This is a genomic window from Paraburkholderia bannensis, assembly GCF_014200455.1.
Lineage (GTDB): Bacteria > Pseudomonadota > Gammaproteobacteria > Burkholderiales > Burkholderiaceae > Paraburkholderia > Paraburkholderia bannensis_A.
Window position 1 is genome coordinate 255,032 of the sequence record NZ_JACHBW010000010.1, and the last position, 21,663, is coordinate 276,694.

Consider the following 21,663-nt stretch of genomic DNA (forward strand, 5'->3'; position numbering starts at 1 on the left):
CCGATGCGCATCTACGAGAAATACTTTGCGCGCCAGATCTACCTGACGTTCATCTTCATTCTGTTCGCCTTCTCCGGCCTGTTCTTCTTCTTCGACCTGATCAACGAGCTGAACTCGGTCGGCCACGGCAACTACAAGTTCACCTATGCGGTGCTGCGCGTGGCGCTGCAGGCGCCGTCGCGGCTCTATGAAATCATCCCGGTCGCGGCGCTGATCGCGGCGATCTACGTATTCGCGCAGATGGCCGCCAGCTCGGAATTCACGATCTTCCGCGTCTCGGGTCTGGCAACCGGCCAGGCGCTGCGCTCGCTGCTCAAGATCGGCATTCCGCTGGTGCTGCTCACCTATCTGATCGGCGAAGTGGTCGGTCCGTACACGGATCAGCTGTCGGAAAAGGTGCGTCTGGAAGCACTCGGTTCGGCGGTCTCGACCGACTTCAAGTCGGGTGTGTGGGTCAAGGACACGCTGACCAGGCGCGCCGATGGCGAGCAGGCCACGCGCTTCGTCAACGTCGGCCAGTTGTTGCCCGATGCGACCATCACCAACGTGCGCATCTACGAATTCGATTCGCAGTTCCGCCTGTCGAACGTGCGTGTGGCGCAAAGCGGCAAGTACCAGCCGCCGGGCCACTGGCTGCTCAAGGACGTGACGGACACCGAACTGATCAGCGTGCCGCCGCCGCAGAATCAGCCGGGCGACGCGCTCGCGCCGATCTATCGCGCCACGCAGACGTCGACGCCTGAATACTCGCTGCGCTCGGAACTCACGCCGCAGATTCTGTCGGTGCTGCTGGTGTCGCCGGATCGCATGTCGATGTTCAATCTGTTCCGCTACATCCAGCACTTGACCGAGAACCACCAGGACACGCAGCGCTATGAAATCGCGCTGTGGCGCAAACTGCTCTACCCGTTCGCGGTGTTCGTGATGCTGGTGCTGTCGCTGCCGTTCGCGTATCTGCATACGCGCGCGGGCGTGGTGGGCGTGAAGGTGTTCGGCGGGATCATGCTGGGCATGAGCTTCCAGCTCGTCAACACGCTGTTCTCGCACATCGGCAATCTGAATACCTGGCCCGCGCCGCTCACGGCGGCGACTCCAGCGTTGATCTATCTGGCGCTTGGGTTGTTGGGCTTGAAGTGGGTGGATCGACACTGACGGCGACGATAACGATGACGACAGGCTCACACGGCATGATTCTCTTCGGCCACGGCGCGCGCGACGCGCGCTGGAAAGAGCCGTTCACGCGTCTTGCGGGCAAGCTGGCCGCATCGCGCGCTTCGCAAGGCAACGTCGGTCCCGTCGATCTCGCGTTTCTCGAACTGATGACGCCCAGCCTGCCCGAAGCCGTCGCCGCGCAGCTCGCGCAGGGCGTCACGGCGATCACCGTGGTGCCGGTGTTCTTCGGTCAGGGCGGCCATATCCGCCGCGATCTGCCCGAACTGATCGCGCAGTGCCAGGCGGAGCATCCGGACATCAAGATCGATTGCGCGACGGCCGTGGGCGAAGACGATGGCGTGCTCGACGCGATCGTGCAGTACTGCCTGACTCACGGCCAATAAAGCACGCCCCCTGAAAGCACGCCTATAAACGCAAGAAGGGCCGCTTTTCAGCGGCCCTTCTGCTTTCTTATGGCGCAACCCCCGTCTTGATTCTTCAGGCGGCCAGCGCGTTGGCTCCGGCCTCGTCGGCATCGGCCTGCTGCCGTGCCCGCTCGGCGAATGCTTCGCCGATCATCAGCAGGCTCGGCTGCGCCGCATCGAGCCAGTCCTGCGCCTCGCCCGCCGCCAGCCGCGCCAGCGTGAGCGTGAGCATGCGCTCGCGCGGCGTGCTGCACGCTTCGACGATTGCCACGGGCGTGGAGCCCGGACGGCCCGCATCGATCAACTGCTGCGCGATATCGGGCGCACTGTCGCGGCCCATGTAGAACACCAGCGAATCGGCGTTCACGTGCTCGCGGATCTCGTCGCTGCCCGCCGCGCGCGAATAGGTGGCCAGCGCCACGCTGCGCGACACGCCACGCAGCGTCAACGAGCGTTGCAGCGTCGCCGCACTGGCGAGCGCCGCCGTAATGCCCGGCACGACTTCGAACTCGATGCCCGCGGCTTCGAGCGCGCGCATCTCTTCATCCGCGCGACCGAACAGCATCGGATCGCCGCCCTTCAGACGCACGACGATATCGTGCTCGCGCGCCGCATCCACCAGTTGCTTGTTGATGAACTGCTGCGCCGTCGAGCGCTGGCCGCAACGCTTGCCGACCGCGATGAACTTCGCGCTCTGCGGCGCATAGTCGAGCATCGCCGGTTCGACCAGCGCGTCGTGCAGCACGACCTGCGCCTGGCCAAGCAGGCGCGCGCCGCGTACGGTGATGAGATCCGCGGCGCCCGGTCCGGCGCCGATCAGATAGACCTTACCCATGTTTCAGAACCCTGTATCGACCGGAGCGAGCACGTGCGCTTGAAGCGGCTTAAGCCGTCAGCGCGCGGATCATGCCCGCAGCCACCGTGTGATGCGTCGCCTCGTCGATGAGCACGAACGCGCCGGTGCCGGGATGCACATCATACAGGTCCGCGACCACCGGCTTTTGCAGCGTCAGCGAAACGCGGCCGATGTCGTTCATGGCGAGGTCCTGGCGGTCCACGGCGTGCGACAGCGTATGCACGTCGAGCACTTCCTTGATCGCGCCGATCTTCGCGAACACCGTGCTGGTGGTCTGCTTGAGCAGGTACTTGCGCTGCGGCGAGAGCGGCTCCTCGTCGAACCAGCAGAGGTCCGCTTCGAGCTTCTTCGCCGGTTGCGTCGCATCGCTGGCCGGCACGAAGGTATCGCCGCGCGACACGTCCACATCCTCCGACAGGCGAATCGTCACGGTCTGGCCCGCGAAGGCGCGATCGACCTGCGCCGTGCCGCCCGGCACCGGCGCGATGATTTCCGCAACGGTTGCCGAGCGACCGGCCGGCAGCACCGTGATGGCGTCGCCGAGCTTCACTTCGCCCGCTTCCACACGGCCCATGTAGCCGCGGAAGTCGTCGGCGCTCGAACCGTCCTGGCGCGCCACCCACTGCACCGGGAAGCGCAGCGCGTCGCCCGTTGCCTGCGCGACCGGCAGTTGTTCCAGCACGTCGAGCAGCGGCTGGCCCGCATACCACGGCATGCGTTCGCTCAGGCCGACGATGTTGTCGCCCTTGAGCGCCGACACCGGCACGAAGCGCACGTTCTCCAGACCCAGTTGACGCGCGAGTTCGACATACGCTTCGCGGATCAGGTTGAAGGTGGCTTCGCTGTAATCGACCAGATCCATCTTGTTGATGGCGACGATCACGTGCTGCAGGCCGAGCAGCTTGACGATGGCGCTGTGGCGCTTGGTTTGCGGCAGCAACTGCGTGACGCCGTTTTCGACCGTCACGCGCGTGGGGTCGATCAGGATGATCGCGGCGTGCGCAGTGGACGCGCCCGTCACCATGTTGCGCGTGTACTGCTCGTGGCCCGGGGTATCGGCGATGATGAATTTGCGCTTGGCCGTGGCGAAGTAGCGGTACGCCACGTCGATCGTGATGCCCTGCTCGCGCTCGGCTTCGAGGCCGTCCGTGAGCAGCGAGAGATCGATTTCGTCGCCCACGGTGCGCTTGTTCTTCGCACGCGAAAGCGCCGAGAGTTGATCCGAGAGAACGGCCTTGCTGTCGTACAGCAGGCGGCCGATCAGCGTGCTCTTGCCGTCGTCCACACTGCCCGCCGTGATGAAGCGCAGCACGCCGAGGTCTTCAGGTTGATGCGTCGTAACCATGTCTAATCTTTCCTCTGCGTGCTCTTTAGAAATAACCTTGCTTCTTGCGCTGTTCCATCGCGGCTTCCGACGCCTGGTCGTCCATGCGCGTGGCGCCGCGTTCCGTGATTTCGGTCACGGCCGTTTCAGCGATGATCTTCTCGATGTTGTCGGCATCGCTCGCCACCGGGCAGGTGCAGCTGATGTCGCCAACGGTGCGGAAACGCACCTGCGCCATTTCGCTGACTTCGCCTTCCTTCATCGGCGTGAGCGGCGTGACCGGCACGAGCAGGCCGTTGCGGCGCACGATCTCGCGCTGGTGCGCGTAGTAGATCGACGGCAGTTCGAGCTTTTCTCGCTCGATGTACTGCCACACATCCAGTTCGGTCCAGTTCGAGATCGGGAACACGCGCAGGTGTTCGCCGTTGTGCAGACGCGCGTTGTACAGGCTCCAGAGTTCCGGGCGCTGCGCCTTCGGGTCCCACTGGCCGAATTCGTCGCGGAACGAGAAGATGCGCTCTTTCGCACGCGCCTTTTCTTCGTCGCGGCGCGCACCGCCGATCATCGCGGTGTAGCCGTATTGCTCGATGGTTTCAAGCAGGGTGACCGCTTGCGCAGCGTTACGCGAATCGGTTTCGCGGCGCAGACGCACCGTGCCCTTCTTGATCGAATCTTCGACATGACCGACCACGAGTTCCGCGCCAATTTCGGCGGCACGGCGATCGCGGAAGTCGATCACTTCCTCGTAGTTGTGGCCCGTGTCGATGTGCACCAGCGGGAACGGCAGCGAAGTCTTGCGGTTCGCGCCCAGACCAAACGCCTTCAGCGCGAGTGCGAGCACGACCACCGAATCCTTGCCGCCCGAGAACAGCAGCGCGGGCTTGCTGCACTCGGCAACCAGTTCGCGCAGGATGTGGATCGACTCGGCTTCGAGCCAGTCGAGATGGTCCATGCGATTCGCCGTGACCTGAAGCGGCGCGTTCACTGCGGAGTCGAGCGTCGTGCTCATGTTCGGAATCCTTCGTCTGATCGCGCCCGTTCCGGAGATTCGGAAAAATCAGGGCGCGTTACTCTGTATTCGACTTCGCTACCGTTCGCTGTAACGCTGAAAGCGGCGCGAAAACTTCAATCTTAGCTTGCGTGGCCGATTGGGGAAACCAGCGGCGATGCCTCGCCGGAAGCCTCCACCACCGGAATCGCCGACACCGAGGTGATGTGCAGTCCGCATTCCTTCGTATCGCGCGATTCCCACCACCAGCGGCCCGCGCGGCTGTCTTCGCCGGGACGGATCGCACGCGTGCAGGGCTCGCAGCCGATGCTCGGATAGCCGCGCGCATGCAGCGGGTTCACGGGCACTTCGAAGGCGCGCAGGTAGTCCCACACATCGGCTTCGGTCCAGTCCGCGAGCGGATTGAACTTGTCGATGTTGCGGGCTTCATCGCGTTCTTCCTCGTGCAGCTCAGCGCGCGTGACCGACTGCTCGCGGCGCTGGCCCGTCACCCATGCCGACACGCCCGAGAGCGCACGGTTGAGCGGCTCGACCTTGCGGATCTCGCAGCAGCGCTTGCGCAGATCGACGCTTTCGTAGAAAGCGTTCAAGCCGTGCTGCGTGACGTATTCGTCGATTGCGTCCTGCTGCGGATGGAACTGCTCGATCTCGTAGCCGTAGCGCTCGCGCACCGTATCGATCATGCCGAGGGTTTCCGCATGCAGGCGGCCCGTATTCAGCGAGAAGATGCCGATGTTCACGCCGCGCGACAGGATCGCGTGGGTGAGCAACATGTCTTCGGCGGCGAGGCTGCTGGCTAGCTTCACCTTGGCGTGACGTGCGGCGATCGAATCGAGCAGCGCATCGAGGCGCCCGATCTTCGCCTGCAAGTCAGCCGTGACTTCGCTGGCTGGCGTGGAAGAAGCGGTGCTCATGCGGCGGCGCCCGCTTGTGCCAGACGGCGACGGAACAGCGGCGACGGCTCGTCGAACGCGCCCTGGTATTGCACCGTGAATTCGGTGAACGCCTTGAGTGCGTCGTTGATGTCCTTGTCGGCGCGCAGTGCGTAGGCGTTGAAGCCGCAGCGCTCGTAGAAGCGCAGTTGATCGCGCAGCACGTCGCCGATCGCGCGGATTTCGCCCTTGTAGCCATAACGCTCGCGCAAGAGGCGCGCGATCGAATAGCCGCGGCCATCGCGGAACACCGGGAAGTCGATCGCGATCAGCGCGACCTTGTCGAAATCGGCGACCACGTCAGCCGGTTCGCTGTCCGGCGCAAGCCAAACGCCGAGATCGTCCTTGCCGCGCGCGGCCAGCGCTTCGCGGTTGGCCTGCCAGTACGCGAACGGAACCAGCAGCTTGCCCGCGGGCAGCGCGCCCACGTCGGGCAGCGCGCCGTCTTCGGCTGCACGCACGACCTGCCAGTTGTCTTCAACGATCTCGCGGTTCCTGATGATCAATGTTGTCATGCTTTTAACTCTCGTTTCTCGTTGATCAGGCGTGGGCCGGCTGGCGCGAGGCGTACACGCGCTCCTTGAACGGGGCCATGCCGATGCGGTCGTACGTGTCGATGAAACGCTCGCCGTCGATGCGGTTTTCGACGAACGTGTCGATCACCTTGGACACCACGTCGGGCATTTCTTCCGCCGAGAACGACGGGCCGATCACGCGGCCAAGGCGTGCGCCGTTGGCGCCGTTGCCCTGCTCGCCGCCGAGCGACACCTGATACCACTCCGAGCCGTCCTTATCCACACCCAGCACGCCGATGTTGCCGACGTGGTGGTGACCGCACGAGTTCATGCAGCCCGAGATGTTGAACGACAGGTCGCCCAGGTCGTAGACGAAATCGAGGTTGTCGAAGCGCTCCTGGATCGCCAGCGCGATGGGGATCGACTTCGCATTTGCAAGCGAGCAGAAGTCGCCGCCCGGGCAGGCGATGATGTCGGTCAGCAGGCCGATATTGGCGGTCGCGAAACCTTGCTCTTTGGCCTTTTCCCACAGCGCGAACAGGTCGCGCTTCTTCACGTCGGCGAGAATCAGGTTCTGCTCGTGCGAGACGCGGATCTGGCCGAACGAGTATTCGTCGGCCCAGTCGGCCACCGCTTCCATCTGCTTGTCGGTGGCGTCGCCCGGCGCGATGTTGCGCGGCTTGAGCGAGATCGTCACCGATGCATAACCCGGCACGCGATGCGGACGCGTATTGCGCTCGACCCAGCGCGCGAACGCGCGGTTTTCGAGCAGATGCGTTTCATACGAGGCGTCGGTATCGGCAAGCTTTTCGTAGGCCGGCGGCGCGAAGTATTGCGAGACGCGATCGACTTCGGCCTGCGTGAGCGTCGAAGGGCCGTCCTTGATGTGCTGCCACTCTTCTTCCACTTGCTGCGCGAACTTCTCGGGCGAGAGCGCCTTCACGAGAATCTTGATACGCGCCTTGTAGAGGTTGTCGCGGCGGCCGTAGCGGTTGTACACGCGCAGCACGGCTTCGCAGTAGGTCAGCAGATGCTGCCACGGCAGATTGCGCTTGATGATCGCGCCGATGATCGGCGTACGGCCCAGACCGCCGCCCGCCAGAATGTTGGCGACGATTTCGCCCTGCTCGTTGCGCTCCAGGTACACGCCCAGATCGTGAATCTGCACCGCCGCGCGGTCTTGCTTCGACCCGGACACGGCGATCTTGAACTTGCGCGGCAGCCACGCGAATTCGGGGTGGAACGTCGACCACTGACGCATGATCTCGGCCCACGGGCGCGGATCGACGACTTCGTCTGGCGTCACGCCCGCGAACTGGTCGGCGGTGATGTTGCGGATACAGTTGCCCGAGGTCTGGATGCCGTGCATCTGGACCGAAGCGAGCTTGGCGAGGATTTCGGGCGTTTCTTCGAGCTTGATCCAGTTGTACTGGATGTTCGAGCGCGTCGAGAAGTGGCCGTATTCGCGGTCGTGCTCGCGCGCGATCTGGCCGAGCATGCGCAACTGGTCGCTACGCAAATTGCCGTACGGAATCGCCACGCGAAGCATGTAGGCGTGGCGCTGGTAGTACAGGCCGTTCTGCAGACGCAACGGGCGGAATTCTTCTTCGCTCAATTCGCCCGACAGGCGGCGGCGAACCTGGTCGCTGTATTGCGCGACGCGCTCGTCGACGATGGTCTGGTCGTACTGATCGTATTGGTACATTCGGGGACCCCAGGGTTGTATCAATCGCGGCGTTCCGGTTACGCCGCGTTCTCCGACTTCGACTTCGCTATTTCTGTTCCAGCCTGGCCGGCGCCTTCAAGTCGCCGGTCATTTGCTAATGACCAAAACAGATATCCATATTGGAAAAGTTGGGGAAATGGTAATAAACTCGCCTTATATTTCAAACGATCTAAAAATCAGGTTGATATGCCAAGGGGTTATATATGAACCTCCACCAGTTCCGCTTCGTCCGCGAGGCCGTACGACAGAATTTCAACCTCACGGAAGCGGCCAAGGCACTGTATACAAGCCAGCCGGGCGTCTCGAAGGCCATCATCGAGCTCGAGGACGAATTAGGGGTCGAAATCTTCACCCGCCATGGCAAGCGCGTGCGCTCGCTCACGGAACCGGGCCGGATCATTCTGGCGTCGGTCGAGCGCATCCTTCAGGAAGTGGAGAGCCTCAAGCGCGTCGGCAAGGACTACGCGGCGCAGGACCAGGGCAACCTGGTGATCGCCGCCACGCATACGCAGGCGCGCTACTCCCTGCCCGCGGCCATCGCCGAGTTCAAGCGGCGCTTTCCGAAGGTGCATCTGTCGATCCTGCAAGGCAGCCCCACCCAGGTGGCCGAGATGGTGCTGCACGACCAGGCCGATCTGGCGATCGCCACCGAAGCCATCTCCAACTACAAGGAGCTGGTTTCGCTGCCCTGCTTCACCTGGCACCACGTGGCCGTGATGCTGCCCGATCATCCGCTGCTGGAGCGCAAGCCGCTCTCGCTCGACGATCTGGCCCAATATCCGCTGATCACCTACGACAACGCCTTTGCGGGCCGCACCAAGATCAACGAGGCGTTTCGCCTGCGCGGGCTGCAACCGGACATCGTGCTCGAAGCCATCGACGCGGATGTCATCAAGACCTACGTGGAGCTGGGGCTGGGCGTGGGGATCATGGCCGATATCGCCTTCAACGCCGAGCGCGACCGCCATCTGCGCGCGGTGCCCGTCGGCCACCTGTTCGGCAGCAACGTGACGCGCGTGGCGCTCAAGCAAGGCGCGTATCTGCGCAGTTATGTATACACGCTGGTCGAACTGCTCTCGCCGAGCCTGAACCGCAAGCTGATCGAACAGGCGCTCAAGGGCGAACACGAGACTTACGAACTGTAAAGACGCGGCGGCCGCGCCGCCATGGCTAGCCGCCAATCGCTCCTGGTTGCATCGCACCGCCAGATAACAAAACGCTTCCCGCTTTTTTCCTGCCTGGAGACCGTCGCATGAAGTCGTATCTGCGTCCTTGCCTGACGGCCTGCGCGCTCGCGCTGGCCACGATCGCCCCCACCGCGCACGCCGACCTGAAAGTCGGTATCGACCTGTCGAGCACCGGCCCGGCCGCCGCCATCGGCATCACCAGCAAGAATGCGATGCTGATGTGGCCGCCGACGATCGCGGGGCAAAAGGCCGAGTACATCGTGCTCGACGACGGCTCCGACCCGGGCGCGGCCGTGCGCAACATCCGCAAGCTCATCAACGAAGACCACGTGGACGTGATCGTCGGGCCGAACATCACGCCCGCCGCGCTCGCGGCACTCGATCCCGTGGCGGAAAGCAGGACGCCGATGATCACGCTCGTGGGCTCCGCCTCCGTGGTCGAGCCGCAGCAAGGCACGCGCGTCTGGGCGTTCAAGATGGCGCAGACGGACGCCGCGATGGCCGACGTGATGACGCGCTACATGGCCGCACACGGCGTGAAAACAGTGGGCTTCATCGGCTTCGCGGACAGTTACGGCGATAGCTGGCTCAACGAATTCACGAAGTTCGCGAAGGAACGCAACATCCAGATCGTGGCGAGCGAGCGCTTCAACCGCACCGATGCAAGCGTGACCGGCCAGATCCTCAAGCTGATTGCCGCGAAGCCCGACGCCGTGCTGATCGCCGGGGCGGGCACGCCCACGGTGCTGCCGCAGCGCACGCTGGTCGAGCGCGGCTACAAGGGCGCGATCTATCAGACTCACGGCATCGCCACGCCGGAGTTCATCAAGCTGGGCGGCAAGGACGTCGAGGGCACGCTGTTCCCGACTCAACCCGTTGTGGTCGCGCGCACGCTGCCCGCCGATCAACCGGCGCAGAAAGCCGCTCTGGCATTCGTGGATGCTTACGAAGCCAAATACGGCCCCGGCACGGTCACCCAGTTCGCGGGCGACGCGGCGGGCGTCTATCCGCGCCTGCAGGATGCGGTGGCGCGCGCGCTCAAGAGCGCGCAGCCGGGCACCGAGGCGTTCCGGGTCGCGCTGCGCAGCGAGCTTGAACACGCGCACGAAGTGGTCGTGCCCAACGGCATGGTCAACACCAGCGAGAAGGACCACGTGGGTCTGGACCAGCGCGCGAGCGTGATGGGCACGATCCGCGGCGGGAAGTTTGTGTATCTGGGGCAGTAGGCGCAGGGCTGGACGCCGCGCCTTTCCCGACTCCCCGGCTAGTCGATCGCGCCAGGCCAACGCCGCGAGCAATGGAGCACACGCAATACGGTGATGGTCTGGTCTTCCAGCCGGTAAGCCACGATAAACGGCGCACCCCGCACGACAAGTTCTCGCGTGCCCGCAACACGCCCATGACGGCCGATTTCAGGAAACAGGCGTAAGCGCCGCACCGTGGCGGAAATGTATTCGTCGCGCACGATAGCCACGCGCGGACTACGGGTTTCGGAGAAGTCGAAGATCGCTTCGCGGTCGGCCAGCGCGAGCGGCGACCATTCGACCTTCAACTTTTACGCTTCCGTGTTTCAGTGTGCGCGGTCGTTTCGCCGTCCTCCTCCAGCGCGCTGGCCGCTGTCGCCGCTCGCCGCTTCGCGAAATGCGCTTCCACGTCGTCAGCCGCGATGGCCGGGCGGAGATCTTCCAGCGCCTCGCGCACCCTGGCGCGAAACCAGGCGTCGTGCGTCGCCGGATCGATCGCAAAGTCGAACGGCAGCGCGCCTTCATTGGCGATGCGCGTGAGCAGGATACGCACCGCGTCGGACACGGTGAGCCCCATCTTGTCTAGCACCGTCGACGCGCGCTCTTTCAACGCCGGATCGATGCGGACCTGTACCAATGCGCTTGCAGTCATTCCCCAGCTCCTACGCGTGATGGTCGAAGCCGCATTGTAATTCATCTGTATGACATGAGACATGCTGGTTCCTTGAAGCAGGTTAAACACGCTGCAAGTTTCCCTGCCCGGCTGGATTCGCGAAACTCAGCCGAATGGCTATTCCCATCGCACGCTGCGCGTTTTCCCCTGTCGGCGGCAAGGCGCGGCGCGAAAGCGCTTTGGTACAATCTCGCGGTTGCCTGGCACCGTTTTCAGCGCCCGGCTGCCTGCCCAGAATCCGAAAGAACCCAACGCCGAGTCACCATGAACATCGAACAAGCGCGTTTCAACATGATCGAACAGCAAATCCGCCCCTGGGAGGTGCTCGACCAGGACGTGCTGAATCTGCTCTCGATCGTCAAGCGTGAGCACTTCGTCCCCGCTGCCTATGCGGATCTCGCCTTCGCCGACCTTCAGTTGCCGCTGCCCAACGGCCAGCACATGCTGCATCCGCGCGTCGAAGCGCGCATGCTGCAGGAACTCGCGGTGAAGAAGCACGAGAACGTGCTGGAGATCGGCGCGGGGTCGGGTTACATGGCGGCGCTGCTCGCGCACCGTGCGCAAAAGGTCGTTACGGTCGAAATCGATGCGGAACTGGCCGAGTTCGCGCGCGCGAACTTCGTCAAGAACGGTGTGCTCAACGCCGAAGTCGTGCACGGCGACGCCTCGCGCGGCTGGGCTGCGAACGCGCCCTACGATGTAATCTGCGTCTCGGGTGGCCTGCCCGTGGTGCCGCAGGAACTGCTCGAACAACTGAAGGTGGGCGGGCGCCTGGCCGCATTCGTGGGCGGCGCGCCGGTCATGGAAGCGCAGATCATCACGCGCATGGACGACAAGCAATACCGCGTCGCCAGCGTCTTCGAAACCTATGTCGAAGCGCTTGAAAACGCCGTCCAGCCGTCGCGCTTCAAGTTCTGAAATCGGCTTTCACTACCGCTTCATTGCCGAAGCCGGGCCGCGCGCCCGGCCGGTTCATTCCAGAGAATTGAGTCTTCCATGCAGATCCTGACCGCCCCCGCCCTCGCCGAATGGCTCGCCGATTCCTCGCGCCCCGCGCCCGTACTGCTCGATGTGCGCGAGCCGTGGGAAATCGAAACGGCGAAGATCGACGGCATCGTCTCGATCCCGATGGCGCAGATCCCCGCGCGCAGCGAAGAACTGGACGATGAAGCGGAAGTCGTCTGCATCTGCCATCACGGCGCGCGCAGCGCCCAGGTCGCGATGTTCCTGGAGTCGCGCGGCTTCACCAAGGTGTTCAACCTGCAAGGCGGCATCGACGCCTGGTCGCGTCAGGTCGACCCTAAAGTGCCGACCTACTGATCACCATCCGTTCAGGACACGACAACGCCCCCGATCGCGGCTCGTCTCACTGTCCAGATGCGCAAAGGGCGCGGCTTGCAAAGGCCGCGCCCTTTTTAATGCGACGTCGTCAGTCGATTTCCCGCAGCACCAGCGCCACCGTCGAGAAAATCTCCTCGATCTGTTTCTCGTCGGCGATCAGCGGCGGAGAGAACGCCAGAATGTCGCCCGTGAAGCGCACCAGCACGCCCTTCTGGTAACAGCGCACGAAGGTCTCATAGGCGCGCGCGCCGGGCGCGCCTTCGCGCGGCTCCAGTTCCACCCCGCCCACCAGGCCGATATTGCGCACATCGATTACATGCGGCTCGCCGCGTAGCTTGTGAATCTCGCGCTCGAACACCGGCGACATCTGCGCGGCGCGGCCGAACAAGCCCTCGCGCTCGTACAGATCGATCGCCGCGCAGGCCGCCGCCGCCGCAAGCGGGTGGCCCGAGTAGGTGTAGCCATGGAGCAGTTCAATACCGCCCGGCGCGGCGCCCACGATCTGGTCGTGTATGCGCGCGCTCGCGGCAACGGCGCCCATCGGCACGGCGGCGTTATTGGTGCCTTTGGCCATCGTCAGCAGATCGGGCGTGACGCCGAAATAGTTGGCCGCGAACGGCGCGCCCAGACGACCCCAGCCCGTGATGACCTCGTCGAAGATCAGCAGGATGTCGTGTTTGTCGCAGATCTCGCGCAGACGCTGCAGATAGCCCTGCGGCGGCACCAGCACACCGGTCGAACCCGCCACCGGCTCGACGATCACGGCAGCGATGGTGGACGCATCGTGCAGCGCACAGAGGCGCTCCAGATCGTCGGCGAGATGCGCGCCCCACACGGGCTGCCCCTTCGAAAAGCCGGCCTCGCGGATATTGAGCGTATGCGGCAGATGATCGACCGAGGGCAGCAGTTGCCCCGAATAGACCTTGCGGTTTGGCGCGATGCCGCCCACCGAAATGCCGCCGAAACCCACGCCGTGATAGCCACGCTCGCGCCCGATAAAGCGCGTGCGCTGCCCTTCGCCGCGCGCGCGATGAAAGGCCAGCGCGATCTTGAGCGCCGTATCCACGGCTTCCGAACCCGAGTTCGTGAAGAAGATGTGCTTGAGATCGCCAGGCGTGTGCTTCGCGATTTTCCCGGCCGCCTCGAAGGCAATCGGGTGGCCCATCTGAAAGGTCGGCGCGAAGTCCATTTCGGCGGCCTGCGCCTGCACCGCGGCGACGATCTCGTCGCGGCAATGCCCGGCGTTGACGCACCACAGCCCCGCCGTGCCGTCGAGAATCTGCCGGCCATCGTGCGAGGTGTAGTGCATTCCCTTCGCACCGACCAGCAGACGCGGCGCGCGCTTGAACTGCCGGTTCGCGGTGAAGGGCATCCAGAACGCGGACAGATCGGGCAAGCTGGCATTCATCTGCATCTCCCTTTCGAAGTTGGCGGGCATCGAAGAACGATCGAAGAACAACGAAGCATCTACAAGCAGTGTAGGCAGGGAAAGACGGTCGATGCGCGCCCATGACATGCACAACGAAGCAGCGCGCATGGCCGCCTCGCGCATCGTCATGCACCGCACCGCCCTGCCTTTGCGCACTGCAACGATGCAGCACGCCCGAACATGCGTCGCATTGCACCAGATTCGGCCGCGCTGTGCGCCGCGCTGCGCGCCATGCACACCGTGCGCGCCTTGCTGCTGCACGCGTCGCGCATATTCGGCGCACTGGCATAGCCCTTGCAGTAATGGTCCGGCAAGACTGACACGAACAGCCGGCGCAAAAACAGAGACACCGCTGCGCCACGACCATGACTTCACCCAAAGGGGCAATGCAATGAAACGTCGCAGTCTGTTGAAATTCGGGACGATGTCGGGCGCACTCGCACTCGCCGGGCGCGTGCCGTTCGCGCACGCCGACACGGGCAGCGGTCCCATCAAGGTCGGCATTCTGCATTCGCTCTCGGGCACGATGGCGATTTCGGAAACGTCGCTCAAGGACACGGCGCTGATGACGATCTCCGAGATCAACAAGAACGGCGGCGTGATGGGTCGTCAGATCCAGCCGGTGGTGGTGGACCCGGCCTCGAACTGGCCGCTGTTCGCCGAAAAAGCCCGCCAGCTGCTCACCCAGGACAAGGTCGCGTGCGTGTTCGGCTGCTGGACTTCGGTGTCGCGCAAATCGGTGCTGCCGGTGTTCGAAGAACTCAACGGCCTGCTCTATTACCCGGTGCAGTACGAAGGCGAAGAGATGTCGCGCAATGTGTTCTACACGGGTGCAGCGCCCAATCAGCAGGCGATCCCCGCAGTCGAATATCTGATGAGCTCCGAAGGCGGCGGCGCCAAGCGCTTCTTCCTGCTGGGCACCGACTACGTGTATCCGCGCACGACCAACAAGATCCTGCGCGCCTTCCTGCATTCGAAGGGCGTGAAGGACAGCGATATTCAGGAGGTCTACACGCCGTTCGGTCACAGCGATTACCAGACCATCGTCGCGAACATCAAGACCTTCTCGCAAGGCGGCAAGACCACGGTGGTCTCGACCATCAACGGCGATTCGAACGTGCCCTTCTACAAGGAACTCGGCAACCAGGGCATCAAGGCGACGGACGTGCCGGTGGTGGCGTTCTCGGTGGGCGAAGAAGAACTCCGCGGCATCGACACCAAGCCGCTCGTCGGTCACCTCGCGGCGTGGAATTACTTCATGTCGGTGAAAGGCCCGAACAACACGAAGTTCAAGGAACAGTTCGAGCAGTGGGTCGCCACCAACAACCTGCCGGGCGGATCGAAGCGCGTGACCAATGATCCAATGGAAGCGACTTATGTGGGCATCCACATGTGGAAACAGGCCGTCGAAAAGGCGAAGAGCACCGATGTCGACAAGGTACGCATCGCGATGATCGGCCAGAGCGTTGCAGCGCCTTCGGGCTTCACGCTGACGATGGACGGCAATCACCATCTGCATAAGCCGGTGATGATCGGCGAGATTCGCGGCGACGGTCAGTTCAACGTGGTGTGGAAGACCAAAACGGCGATCCGCGCGCAACCGTGGAGCCCGTTCATCGCCGGCAACGAAGGCAAGCCCGATGTCGTCACGCAGGACGTCCTGCCGGATTTGCTGCGCCGCGCGCGCACGGCTTGATATCTGCTAGATATCCGCTTCATATCCGCTCGATATCCGCCTGAGTTTCGATTGAGTTTCGATTGAGTTTCGATTGAGTTTCGATTGAAGCACCGGCGCTTCACGCACAGCGGCTTGCGGGAAGCGCGATCTGCCCGAACGGGGCGCGCCGCGTTACATAAGCGCCGCGCCCCGCATCAAGAAGAAAACATCATGGCTCTCTCATTCCCGAGGTTCGCCCCGAGTTTTACCCGCCAGGGGCTGCGCCATGCGCTTGCCGCCGCTGCGCTCTTTGCGATGCTCGGCACGAGTGCCTATGCACTCGAAACCGCCGATGTCGCGCCGCTGGGCGCCGATGACTTCGACGCGAAGTCCGCTGCCATCGACAAGCTTATCGCCACGCACGACGCGGCTTCACTAGCACTCCTGAAGGCTTTGTCGGAAGACAACGTCGCGGCCACGGATAGCGGCGAAGTGCTGATTCAGGATGGCGATAGTGCACGCGACGCCGCCACCGGCAAACCGGTCGCTGCCAATCTAGCGTCGAGCGCCCAGTCGATCACCTTGAACAACCAGCTGCGCGCCAAAGTGGCCGGCGCGCTCTCGGGCCTGAAACTGGCGTCGCCCGACGTGCAGGCGCGCGGCGCGGCCATCGCGGAGCTGCTGAAGAACCCCGATCCATCGATGAAGCCGATGATCGACGCGGCGCGCGCGAAGGAAACCGACCCCACGCTCAAGCGCCGCCTTGACACGCTCTGGGCCATGAGCGCCCTGCGCGATCCGAACGCCGCAACGCGCCTCGAAGCCACAAAACTGGTTGCCGCGCGCCACGATCTCGACATGTATGAACTACTGCGCCCGCTCGTCGCGAAGAACGCGAGCGGCGCGTACAACGAACCCGACGTCGATGTGCGCGCCGCGGCTCAGCAAGGCCTCGATGCGCTCGATTCGATCCAGCGCCGCAGCCAGATCTTTGGCACGCTGTTCGCGGGGCTGTCGCTGGGCAGCGTGCTGCTGCTCGCCGCACTGGGTCTGGCGATCACCTATGGCCTGATCGGCGTCATCAATATGGCGCACGGCGAATTCCTGATGATCGGTGCGTACGCAACCTATGTGGTGCAGACGCTATTCCAGCGCTACGCGCCCGGCGCGTTCGACTGGTATCCGCTGCTGGCGATTCCCGTTTCGTTCGTCACCGCCGCGCTGATCGGCGCAGTGATCGAGCGGCTGGTGATCCGTCATCTCTATGGCCGCCCGCTGGAAACGCTGCTGACCACCTTCGGCATCAGCCTGATCCTGATCCAGGCCACCCGCATGCTGTTCGGCGCACAGAACGTGCAGGTCGAAAACCCGGCGTGGATGAGTGGCGGCGTGACGGTGATGCAAAACCTGATCCTGCCGTATAACCGCCTCGCGATCCTGGCGTTTTCGCTGATTGTCGTGGGCATCGCATGGACCGTGCTGACAAAAACGCGTCTGGGCCTGTTCGTGCGCGCCGTCACACAGAACCGCCGCATGGCCGCCTGCGTGGGCGTGCGCACCGCGCGCGTGGATGCGTGGGCGTTTGCGTTCGGCGCGGGCATCGCGGGGCTGGGCGGCTGCGCGCTTTCGCAGATCGGCAACGTAGGGCCGGACCTCGGCCAGAGCTACATCATCGATTCGTTCATGGCGGTGGTGCTGGGCGGCGTGGGCCAGATCGCCGGCACGGTGATCGGCGGCTTCGGTCTGGGGCTGGTGTCCAAGGCCATCGAGCCGTTCTGGGGCGCGGTGCTCGCGAAGATCGCCGTGCTCGTGCTGATCGTGCTGTTCATCCAGAAGCGTCCGCAGGGGCTGTTCGCCCTCAAGGGCCGTAGCGCGGAGGCTTGATATGACTTCTGTTACGCACACTCCCTCGCCCCACGCACTCGGCGCGCGCGAGAGCGCCGCCGAAACTTTCGCGCTTGGCCTGCCCGCACGCCCCGCCCTGCTCTCGCGCCGCGCCTGGATCGCGCTGATCGCCCTCATCATCGCGATGGGCGTGGGCGTGCCGCTGTGCGCGCTGGTGCTGCCGCAATCGAGCGCACTGCATCTGTCCGCCTACACCATGACGCTCGCGGGCAAGCTGATGTGCTATGCGATCGCCGCGCTCGCGCTCGATCTCGTGTGGGGTTATTGCGGCATCCTGAGCCTCGGGCACGGCTTGTTCTTCGCGCTGGGCGGCTACGCCATCGGCATGTATCTGATGCGCGAGATCGGCCACGACGGCAAATACGGCAGCGATCTACCCGACTTCATGGTGTTTCTCGACTGGCATGCGCTGCCGTGGTACTGGCAGGGCACGCAGCATCTGGGCGTGGCGTTGCTGCTGGTCGTGCTGGCGCCCGCCGTGGTTGCGTGGGTGTTCGGCTTCTTCACGTTCCGCTCGCGTGTGAAAGGCGTGTATCTGTCGATCATCACGCAGGCCATGACCTTCGCCGCGATGCTGCTGTTCTATCGTAACGAAACCGGCTTCGGCGGCAATAACGGCTTCACCGATTTCAAGCGCATCGCGGGCATGCCGATCACACATCCGGGCACGCGCACCGTGCTGTTCCTGCTGACTTTCGCCACGCTGGTGCTCGCGTTTCTGGCGGCGCGCGCGATCGTCACCTCGAAGCTCGGCCGCGTGGTGACCGCCATGCGCGACGGCGAAACGCGGCTCATGTTCCTCGGCTACAGCCCGCTGGGCTACAAGCTCTTTATCTGGACCCTATCGGCGGTGTTGTGCGGCATCGCGGGCGCGCTGTACGTGCCGCAGGTCGGCATCATCAATCCGAGCGAAATGTCGCCCGGCAACTCGATCGAAATGGCGATCTGGGTGGCCGTGGGCGGACGCGGCACGCTGATCGGCCCGATCATCGGTGCGTTCGCGGTCAACGGCGCGAAGAGCTTTTTCACGGCGTATTTCGCGGAGTACTGGCTGTTCTTTCTCGGCCTGATCTTCGTGCTGGTGCCGCTGCTGTTGCCGGGCGGCATCATGGGCCTGATCGAAGCGGCGGCGAAACGCCTGGGAGGCAAGCGCGCATGAACGGACACATCCTGCTCAACGATCCGCTCAATCACAACCCATTCGACGAAGCCGACACGCTCACGGTCTCGGGCGTGGCCAGCATGGGCCATGTGATCGAGCCAGGCGTGATCGACATCTCGCACGGCACCATCCTCTATCTGGAAGACGTGAGCGTGAGCTTCGACGGCTTTCGCGCGCTCAACAAGCTCTCGCTCGCCATCGACGCGGGCGAGTTGCGCTGCGTGATCGGCCCGAACGGCGCGGGCAAGACCACGATGATGGACGTCATCACCGGCAAAACCTCGCCCGATTCGGGCAAGGTGTTTCTCGGCCAGACGCTCGACCTCACTCGCATGAACGAACCGACGATTGCGCGCGCGGGCATCGGGCGCAAGTTCCAGAAACCCACGGTGTTCGAGCAGCATCCCGTGTGGGAAAACCTCGAACTCGCGATGAAGGCCGACAAGGGCTGGTTCGCGACGCTGCGCGCGCGGCTGGACCGCGACGCGCAGGCGAAGATCGAGCAGACGCTGGAAATCATCCGCCTCGAAAGCGATGCGCGGCGTCTGGCAGGCGAGCTGTCGCATGGGCAAAAGCAGCGCCTCGAAATCGGCATGTTGCTGATGCAGAAGCCGCAATTGCTGCTGCTCGACGAGCCCGCCGCCGGTATGACCGACGACGAAACGATGGAGCTGGCCACCCTGCTCAACCGCCTGCGCGGGAGTTGCTCGATGATGGTGGTCGAGCACGATATGGAGTTCGTTGCTGCGCTTGCGGGCGAGACCGGCCGCGTCACGGTGATGGCCGAAGGCCGCGTGCTCGCGCATGGCACGCTTGACGAAGTGAAGCGCGACGAGACCGTGATCGAATCGTATCTGGGACGCTAACCTGACTGATTAGCCATGCTGAATATCGAATCGCTGAACCAGTATTACGGCGGCAGCCATATCCTGCGCAATGTCTCGATGACGGTGCCCAAAGGCGAACTCACCGTGCTGCTCGGTCGCAATGGCGTGGGCAAGACCACGCTGCTGCGCTGCCTGATGGGCGTGGTGCCGACGAAGAGCGGCACGATCGCGTGGGACGATCACGCGCTCACGAAACTGCCCACGCATGTGCGCGTGGCGCAAGGGCTTGCGTATGTACCGCAGGGGCGCGATATTTTTCCGCGCCTCACGGTCGAAGAAAATCTGCTGGTGGGCGCCGCGAGCAAAAAGCGCATGCCGAAAGGCGTGCCCGAGCATATCTACGCGCTTTTTCCCGTGCTCAAGGACATGAAGGCGCGGCGCGGCGGCGATCTGTCGGGCGGTCAGCAGCAACAGCTTGCAATTGGCCGCGCGCTGATGAGCGATCCGCAACTGCTGATTCTCGACGAACCGACCGAAGGCATCCAGCCGTCGATCATTCAGGATATCGGGCGCACATTGCGGCGGCTCGTGGAGGAGATGAATCTCACCGTGCTGCTGGTGGAGCAGTATTACGACTTTGCGAAGGAAATTGCAGACCGCTACTGGGTGATGAGCCGTGGTGAGATCGTCGCAGGCGGCGCGGGCGCACAGATGGATGCGGACGGGGTTAGGGAGTTGATTGCGGTTTGAGGGGCCGTTGATGGGGACCGACGGCTCCGACGTGATCGCAAGGTTGCGAGCCAAACGGAACACCGACTGATGGCTGTCCGGGGTGTGCGTTTCGCACGTTCTCATGACTGAGGGCGCCAAACACGATCTGGAGTCCATTTACGATTACATTGCTGAATTCGACCGTATTGCCAATGAAGGCAAGCGATGTTCAAGCCTTACCGCTCGATTTATCGCATCATCGATACGCAGCTCGTTATCTACGTTATTGCCGATGGCCGACGGGATATGCAATTGCTACTTACGCGCAGGCTGCTGAGCGCCTGATTTTTTCTCCAATCGGCGCGCACGGGCCCGCGTGCTATCCTCGCCCACTCCTTCCCGCCTTTGCATTTCATCGCGCATGTCGCTCCACGAAGACCACGCCGCGCTCGCCGACGCCACGTTGCGCAACACCGCGCCGCCCGAATGGGCCGCGAAACTCGAACTCGGCTTCGAGCTTCAGAAAGCGCGCACGGCGCTCACGCATCGGCTGCATTCCGGTCCGTTGCGCGTGCAACGACCGCTCTACCCCGAAGGCGATGCGATCTGCCACGCGGTGATCGTGCATCCGCCTGCGGGCATCGCGGGCGGCGACCGGCTCGACATCGACGTCAAAGTGGGCGATGGCGCGCATGCGGTCATCACCACGCCAGGCGCGACCAAGTGGTACAAGTCGAACGGCCGGACCGCGCGCCAGCGCATCCACGTGCGCGTGGGCGCGGGCGCGAAGTTCGACTGGCTGCCGCAGAACAATCTCGTCTTCGATCACGCCCACGCGGAACTGGACTTTGTGCTGACGCTCGAAGAAGGCGCGACGGCCATCGGCTGGGACGCCATGCAACTGGGGCGGCAGGCGGCAGGCGAACGCTGGTCCGCAGGTAAGGTGCGTTCGCTCACGCGCGTGGTCCGCGCCGCGACGCCTCATGCTGAAGAAAGCACAGAAGAACACGCCGAAGAAGCCGCCAGCGAACAGTTGCTGTGGTTCGAGCGCGCGCTGATCGACGCCGCCGATCCGCTGCGCGACGCGCCGCAAGGGCTTGCGGGCTTTCCGGCGTTTGGCGTGCTGTGGGCAATCGGCCCGGCGTGCAACGACGCGCTGGCGCAGGATCTGGCCGCGACGCTGCCCTTCGACGATGCGTTGCGTTCTGGCGCGAGCTGCGTTGCGCCCGACGTCCTGCTCGTGCGCGTCGTCGCACGCTCGATGGAACCGCTGCAAAACACGCTCGCGCAATGCTGGTCTCAGCTACGGCCCTTCGTGCATGGCGTCAAGGGCGCGCCACTGCGCCTATGGACAACCTGAACGGCGTGCACCACTGCGGCGCACGTACACGCGCCCGCGCACGACAAGCCATCACACAATCGGCAATGCAGTGCAAAAACGCATCGCATCTGGTGCATTCACGCTGTCCCCTTCATTGGCACAACCCTTGCTGTTAGCTTGCATTGATTCGCGCGCGCGGCGTGCGAGGCTGCAAGCTGGCCGTAACCTGCCTCCCGTAAGCTGATCTGGCACAAACGTGGACGGCGC

The 21,663-nt window shown here is 63.8% G+C and carries 21 protein-coding genes; 12 read left to right on the forward strand and 9 right to left on the reverse strand.

Annotation, left to right across the window (positions count from 1 at the left end; all coding sequences use genetic code 11):
- Positions 1–3: 3 nt before the first annotated feature.
- Together lptG and F4827_RS18555 are read left to right on the forward strand one after the other, a co-directional pair.
- The gene (lptG, locus tag F4827_RS18550; RefSeq protein ID WP_183725724.1) at positions 4–1,152 is read left to right on the forward strand and encodes an LPS export ABC transporter permease LptG; all 1,149 of its coding nucleotides are present in this window, start codon (positions 4–6) and stop codon (positions 1,150–1,152) included.
- 14 nt (positions 1,153–1,166) lie between these two features.
- Positions 1,167–1,556, forward strand: coding sequence for a sirohydrochlorin chelatase (locus tag F4827_RS18555; RefSeq protein WP_183725726.1), 390 nt, complete (start codon positions 1,167–1,169; stop codon positions 1,554–1,556).
- 94 nt (positions 1,557–1,650) lie between these two features.
- Here F4827_RS18555 and cobA read toward each other — a convergent pair whose 3' ends face one another.
- From cobA to F4827_RS18585, 6 genes are all read right to left on the reverse strand, one after another.
- The gene (cobA, locus tag F4827_RS18560) at positions 1,651–2,412 is read right to left on the reverse strand and encodes a uroporphyrinogen-III C-methyltransferase (protein ID WP_183725728.1); all 762 of its coding nucleotides are present in this window, start codon (positions 2,410–2,412) and stop codon (positions 1,651–1,653) included.
- 49 nt (positions 2,413–2,461) lie between these two features.
- Positions 2,462–3,778 (reverse strand): sulfate adenylyltransferase subunit 1, encoded by a 1,317-nt coding sequence (locus F4827_RS18565; protein ID WP_183725730.1) that lies wholly within the window; start codon positions 3,776–3,778, stop codon positions 2,462–2,464.
- 25 nt (positions 3,779–3,803) lie between these two features.
- On the reverse strand, positions 3,804–4,766 hold the full coding sequence (gene cysD, locus F4827_RS18570) for a sulfate adenylyltransferase subunit CysD (protein WP_143886539.1): 963 nt from the start codon (positions 4,764–4,766) through the stop codon (positions 3,804–3,806).
- Positions 4,767–4,888: 122 nt separating this feature from the next.
- Positions 4,889–5,680 carry a phosphoadenylyl-sulfate reductase gene (locus tag F4827_RS18575; protein WP_183725732.1) on the reverse strand — a complete coding sequence of 264 codons (792 nt, stop codon included), beginning with the start codon at positions 5,678–5,680 and terminating at the stop codon, positions 4,889–4,891.
- Positions 5,677–6,213, reverse strand: coding sequence for a DUF934 domain-containing protein (locus tag F4827_RS18580; RefSeq protein ID WP_183725734.1), 537 nt, complete (start codon positions 6,211–6,213; stop codon positions 5,677–5,679). Before F4827_RS18580 ends, F4827_RS18575 begins: the two co-directional genes overlap by 4 nt.
- 25 nt (positions 6,214–6,238) lie before the next feature.
- Positions 6,239–7,918 (reverse strand): nitrite/sulfite reductase, encoded by a 1,680-nt coding sequence (locus F4827_RS18585; RefSeq protein ID WP_183725736.1) that lies wholly within the window; start codon positions 7,916–7,918, stop codon positions 6,239–6,241.
- Positions 7,919–8,142: 224 nt separating this feature from the next.
- Between F4827_RS18585 and F4827_RS18590 the strand changes: the two genes are divergently transcribed.
- A complete protein-coding gene (locus F4827_RS18590; protein WP_183725738.1) occupies positions 8,143–9,084 on the forward strand; it encodes a CysB family HTH-type transcriptional regulator in 942 nt (313 codons plus the stop codon).
- Positions 9,085–9,191: 107 nt separating this feature from the next.
- The gene (locus tag F4827_RS18595; RefSeq protein WP_183725740.1) at positions 9,192–10,352 is read left to right on the forward strand and encodes an ABC transporter substrate-binding protein; all 1,161 of its coding nucleotides are present in this window, start codon (positions 9,192–9,194) and stop codon (positions 10,350–10,352) included.
- Positions 10,353–10,390: 38 nt separating this feature from the next.
- On the opposite strand, the gene F4827_RS18600 is transcribed toward F4827_RS18595, so the two are convergent.
- Together F4827_RS18600 and F4827_RS18605 are read right to left on the reverse strand one after the other, a co-directional pair.
- Positions 10,391–10,678 (reverse strand): type II toxin-antitoxin system RelE/ParE family toxin, encoded by a 288-nt coding sequence (locus F4827_RS18600; protein WP_183725742.1) that lies wholly within the window; start codon positions 10,676–10,678, stop codon positions 10,391–10,393.
- Positions 10,675–11,022: a type II toxin-antitoxin system RelB/DinJ family antitoxin gene (locus F4827_RS18605; protein WP_183725744.1), complete on the reverse strand. Its 348-nt coding sequence runs from the start codon at positions 11,020–11,022 to the stop codon at positions 10,675–10,677. Before F4827_RS18605 ends, F4827_RS18600 begins: the two co-directional genes overlap by 4 nt.
- Before the next feature lie 285 nt (positions 11,023–11,307).
- Between F4827_RS18605 and F4827_RS18610 the strand changes: the two genes are divergently transcribed.
- Positions 11,308–11,961, forward strand: a complete 654-nt coding sequence (locus F4827_RS18610; protein ID WP_183725746.1) for a protein-L-isoaspartate O-methyltransferase — start codon at positions 11,308–11,310, stop codon at positions 11,959–11,961.
- A 78-nt stretch (positions 11,962–12,039) separates the two neighbouring features.
- Positions 12,040–12,363, forward strand: a complete 324-nt coding sequence (locus F4827_RS18615; RefSeq protein ID WP_167062464.1) for a rhodanese-like domain-containing protein — start codon at positions 12,040–12,042, stop codon at positions 12,361–12,363.
- A gap of 109 nt (positions 12,364–12,472) precedes the next feature.
- Here the strand turns inward: F4827_RS18615 and F4827_RS18620 are convergent, their stop codons facing one another.
- Positions 12,473–13,792 carry an aspartate aminotransferase family protein gene (locus F4827_RS18620; RefSeq protein WP_260175283.1) on the reverse strand — a complete coding sequence of 440 codons (1,320 nt, stop codon included), beginning with the start codon at positions 13,790–13,792 and terminating at the stop codon, positions 12,473–12,475.
- Between the two features lie 412 nt (positions 13,793–14,204).
- On the opposite strand from F4827_RS18620, the gene urtA reads away from it, so the two are divergent.
- The 6 genes from urtA to F4827_RS18650 all read left to right on the forward strand — a co-directional run bounded on the left by urtA (position 14,205) and on the right by F4827_RS18650 (position 21,435).
- Positions 14,205–15,509, forward strand: coding sequence for an urea ABC transporter substrate-binding protein (gene urtA, locus F4827_RS18625; protein WP_183725750.1), 1,305 nt, complete (start codon positions 14,205–14,207; stop codon positions 15,507–15,509).
- A 192-nt stretch (positions 15,510–15,701) separates the two neighbouring features.
- Positions 15,702–17,354, forward strand: a complete 1,653-nt coding sequence (gene urtB, locus F4827_RS18630; protein WP_183725752.1) for an urea ABC transporter permease subunit UrtB — start codon at positions 15,702–15,704, stop codon at positions 17,352–17,354.
- A 1-nt stretch (position 17,355) separates the two neighbouring features.
- Positions 17,356–18,534 carry an urea ABC transporter permease subunit UrtC gene (gene urtC, locus F4827_RS18635; RefSeq protein WP_183725754.1) on the forward strand — a complete coding sequence of 393 codons (1,179 nt, stop codon included), beginning with the start codon at positions 17,356–17,358 and terminating at the stop codon, positions 18,532–18,534.
- 83 nt (positions 18,535–18,617) lie between these two features.
- A complete protein-coding gene (gene urtD / locus F4827_RS18640; RefSeq protein ID WP_260175293.1) occupies positions 18,618–19,403 on the forward strand; it encodes an urea ABC transporter ATP-binding protein UrtD in 786 nt (261 codons plus the stop codon).
- Positions 19,404–19,418: 15 nt separating this feature from the next.
- Positions 19,419–20,114, forward strand: coding sequence for an urea ABC transporter ATP-binding subunit UrtE (gene urtE, locus F4827_RS18645; RefSeq protein WP_183725757.1), 696 nt, complete (start codon positions 19,419–19,421; stop codon positions 20,112–20,114).
- 382 nt (positions 20,115–20,496) lie between these two features.
- A complete protein-coding gene (locus tag F4827_RS18650; RefSeq protein ID WP_183725759.1) occupies positions 20,497–21,435 on the forward strand; it encodes an urease accessory protein UreD in 939 nt (312 codons plus the stop codon).
- Positions 21,436–21,663 lie beyond the last annotated feature (228 nt).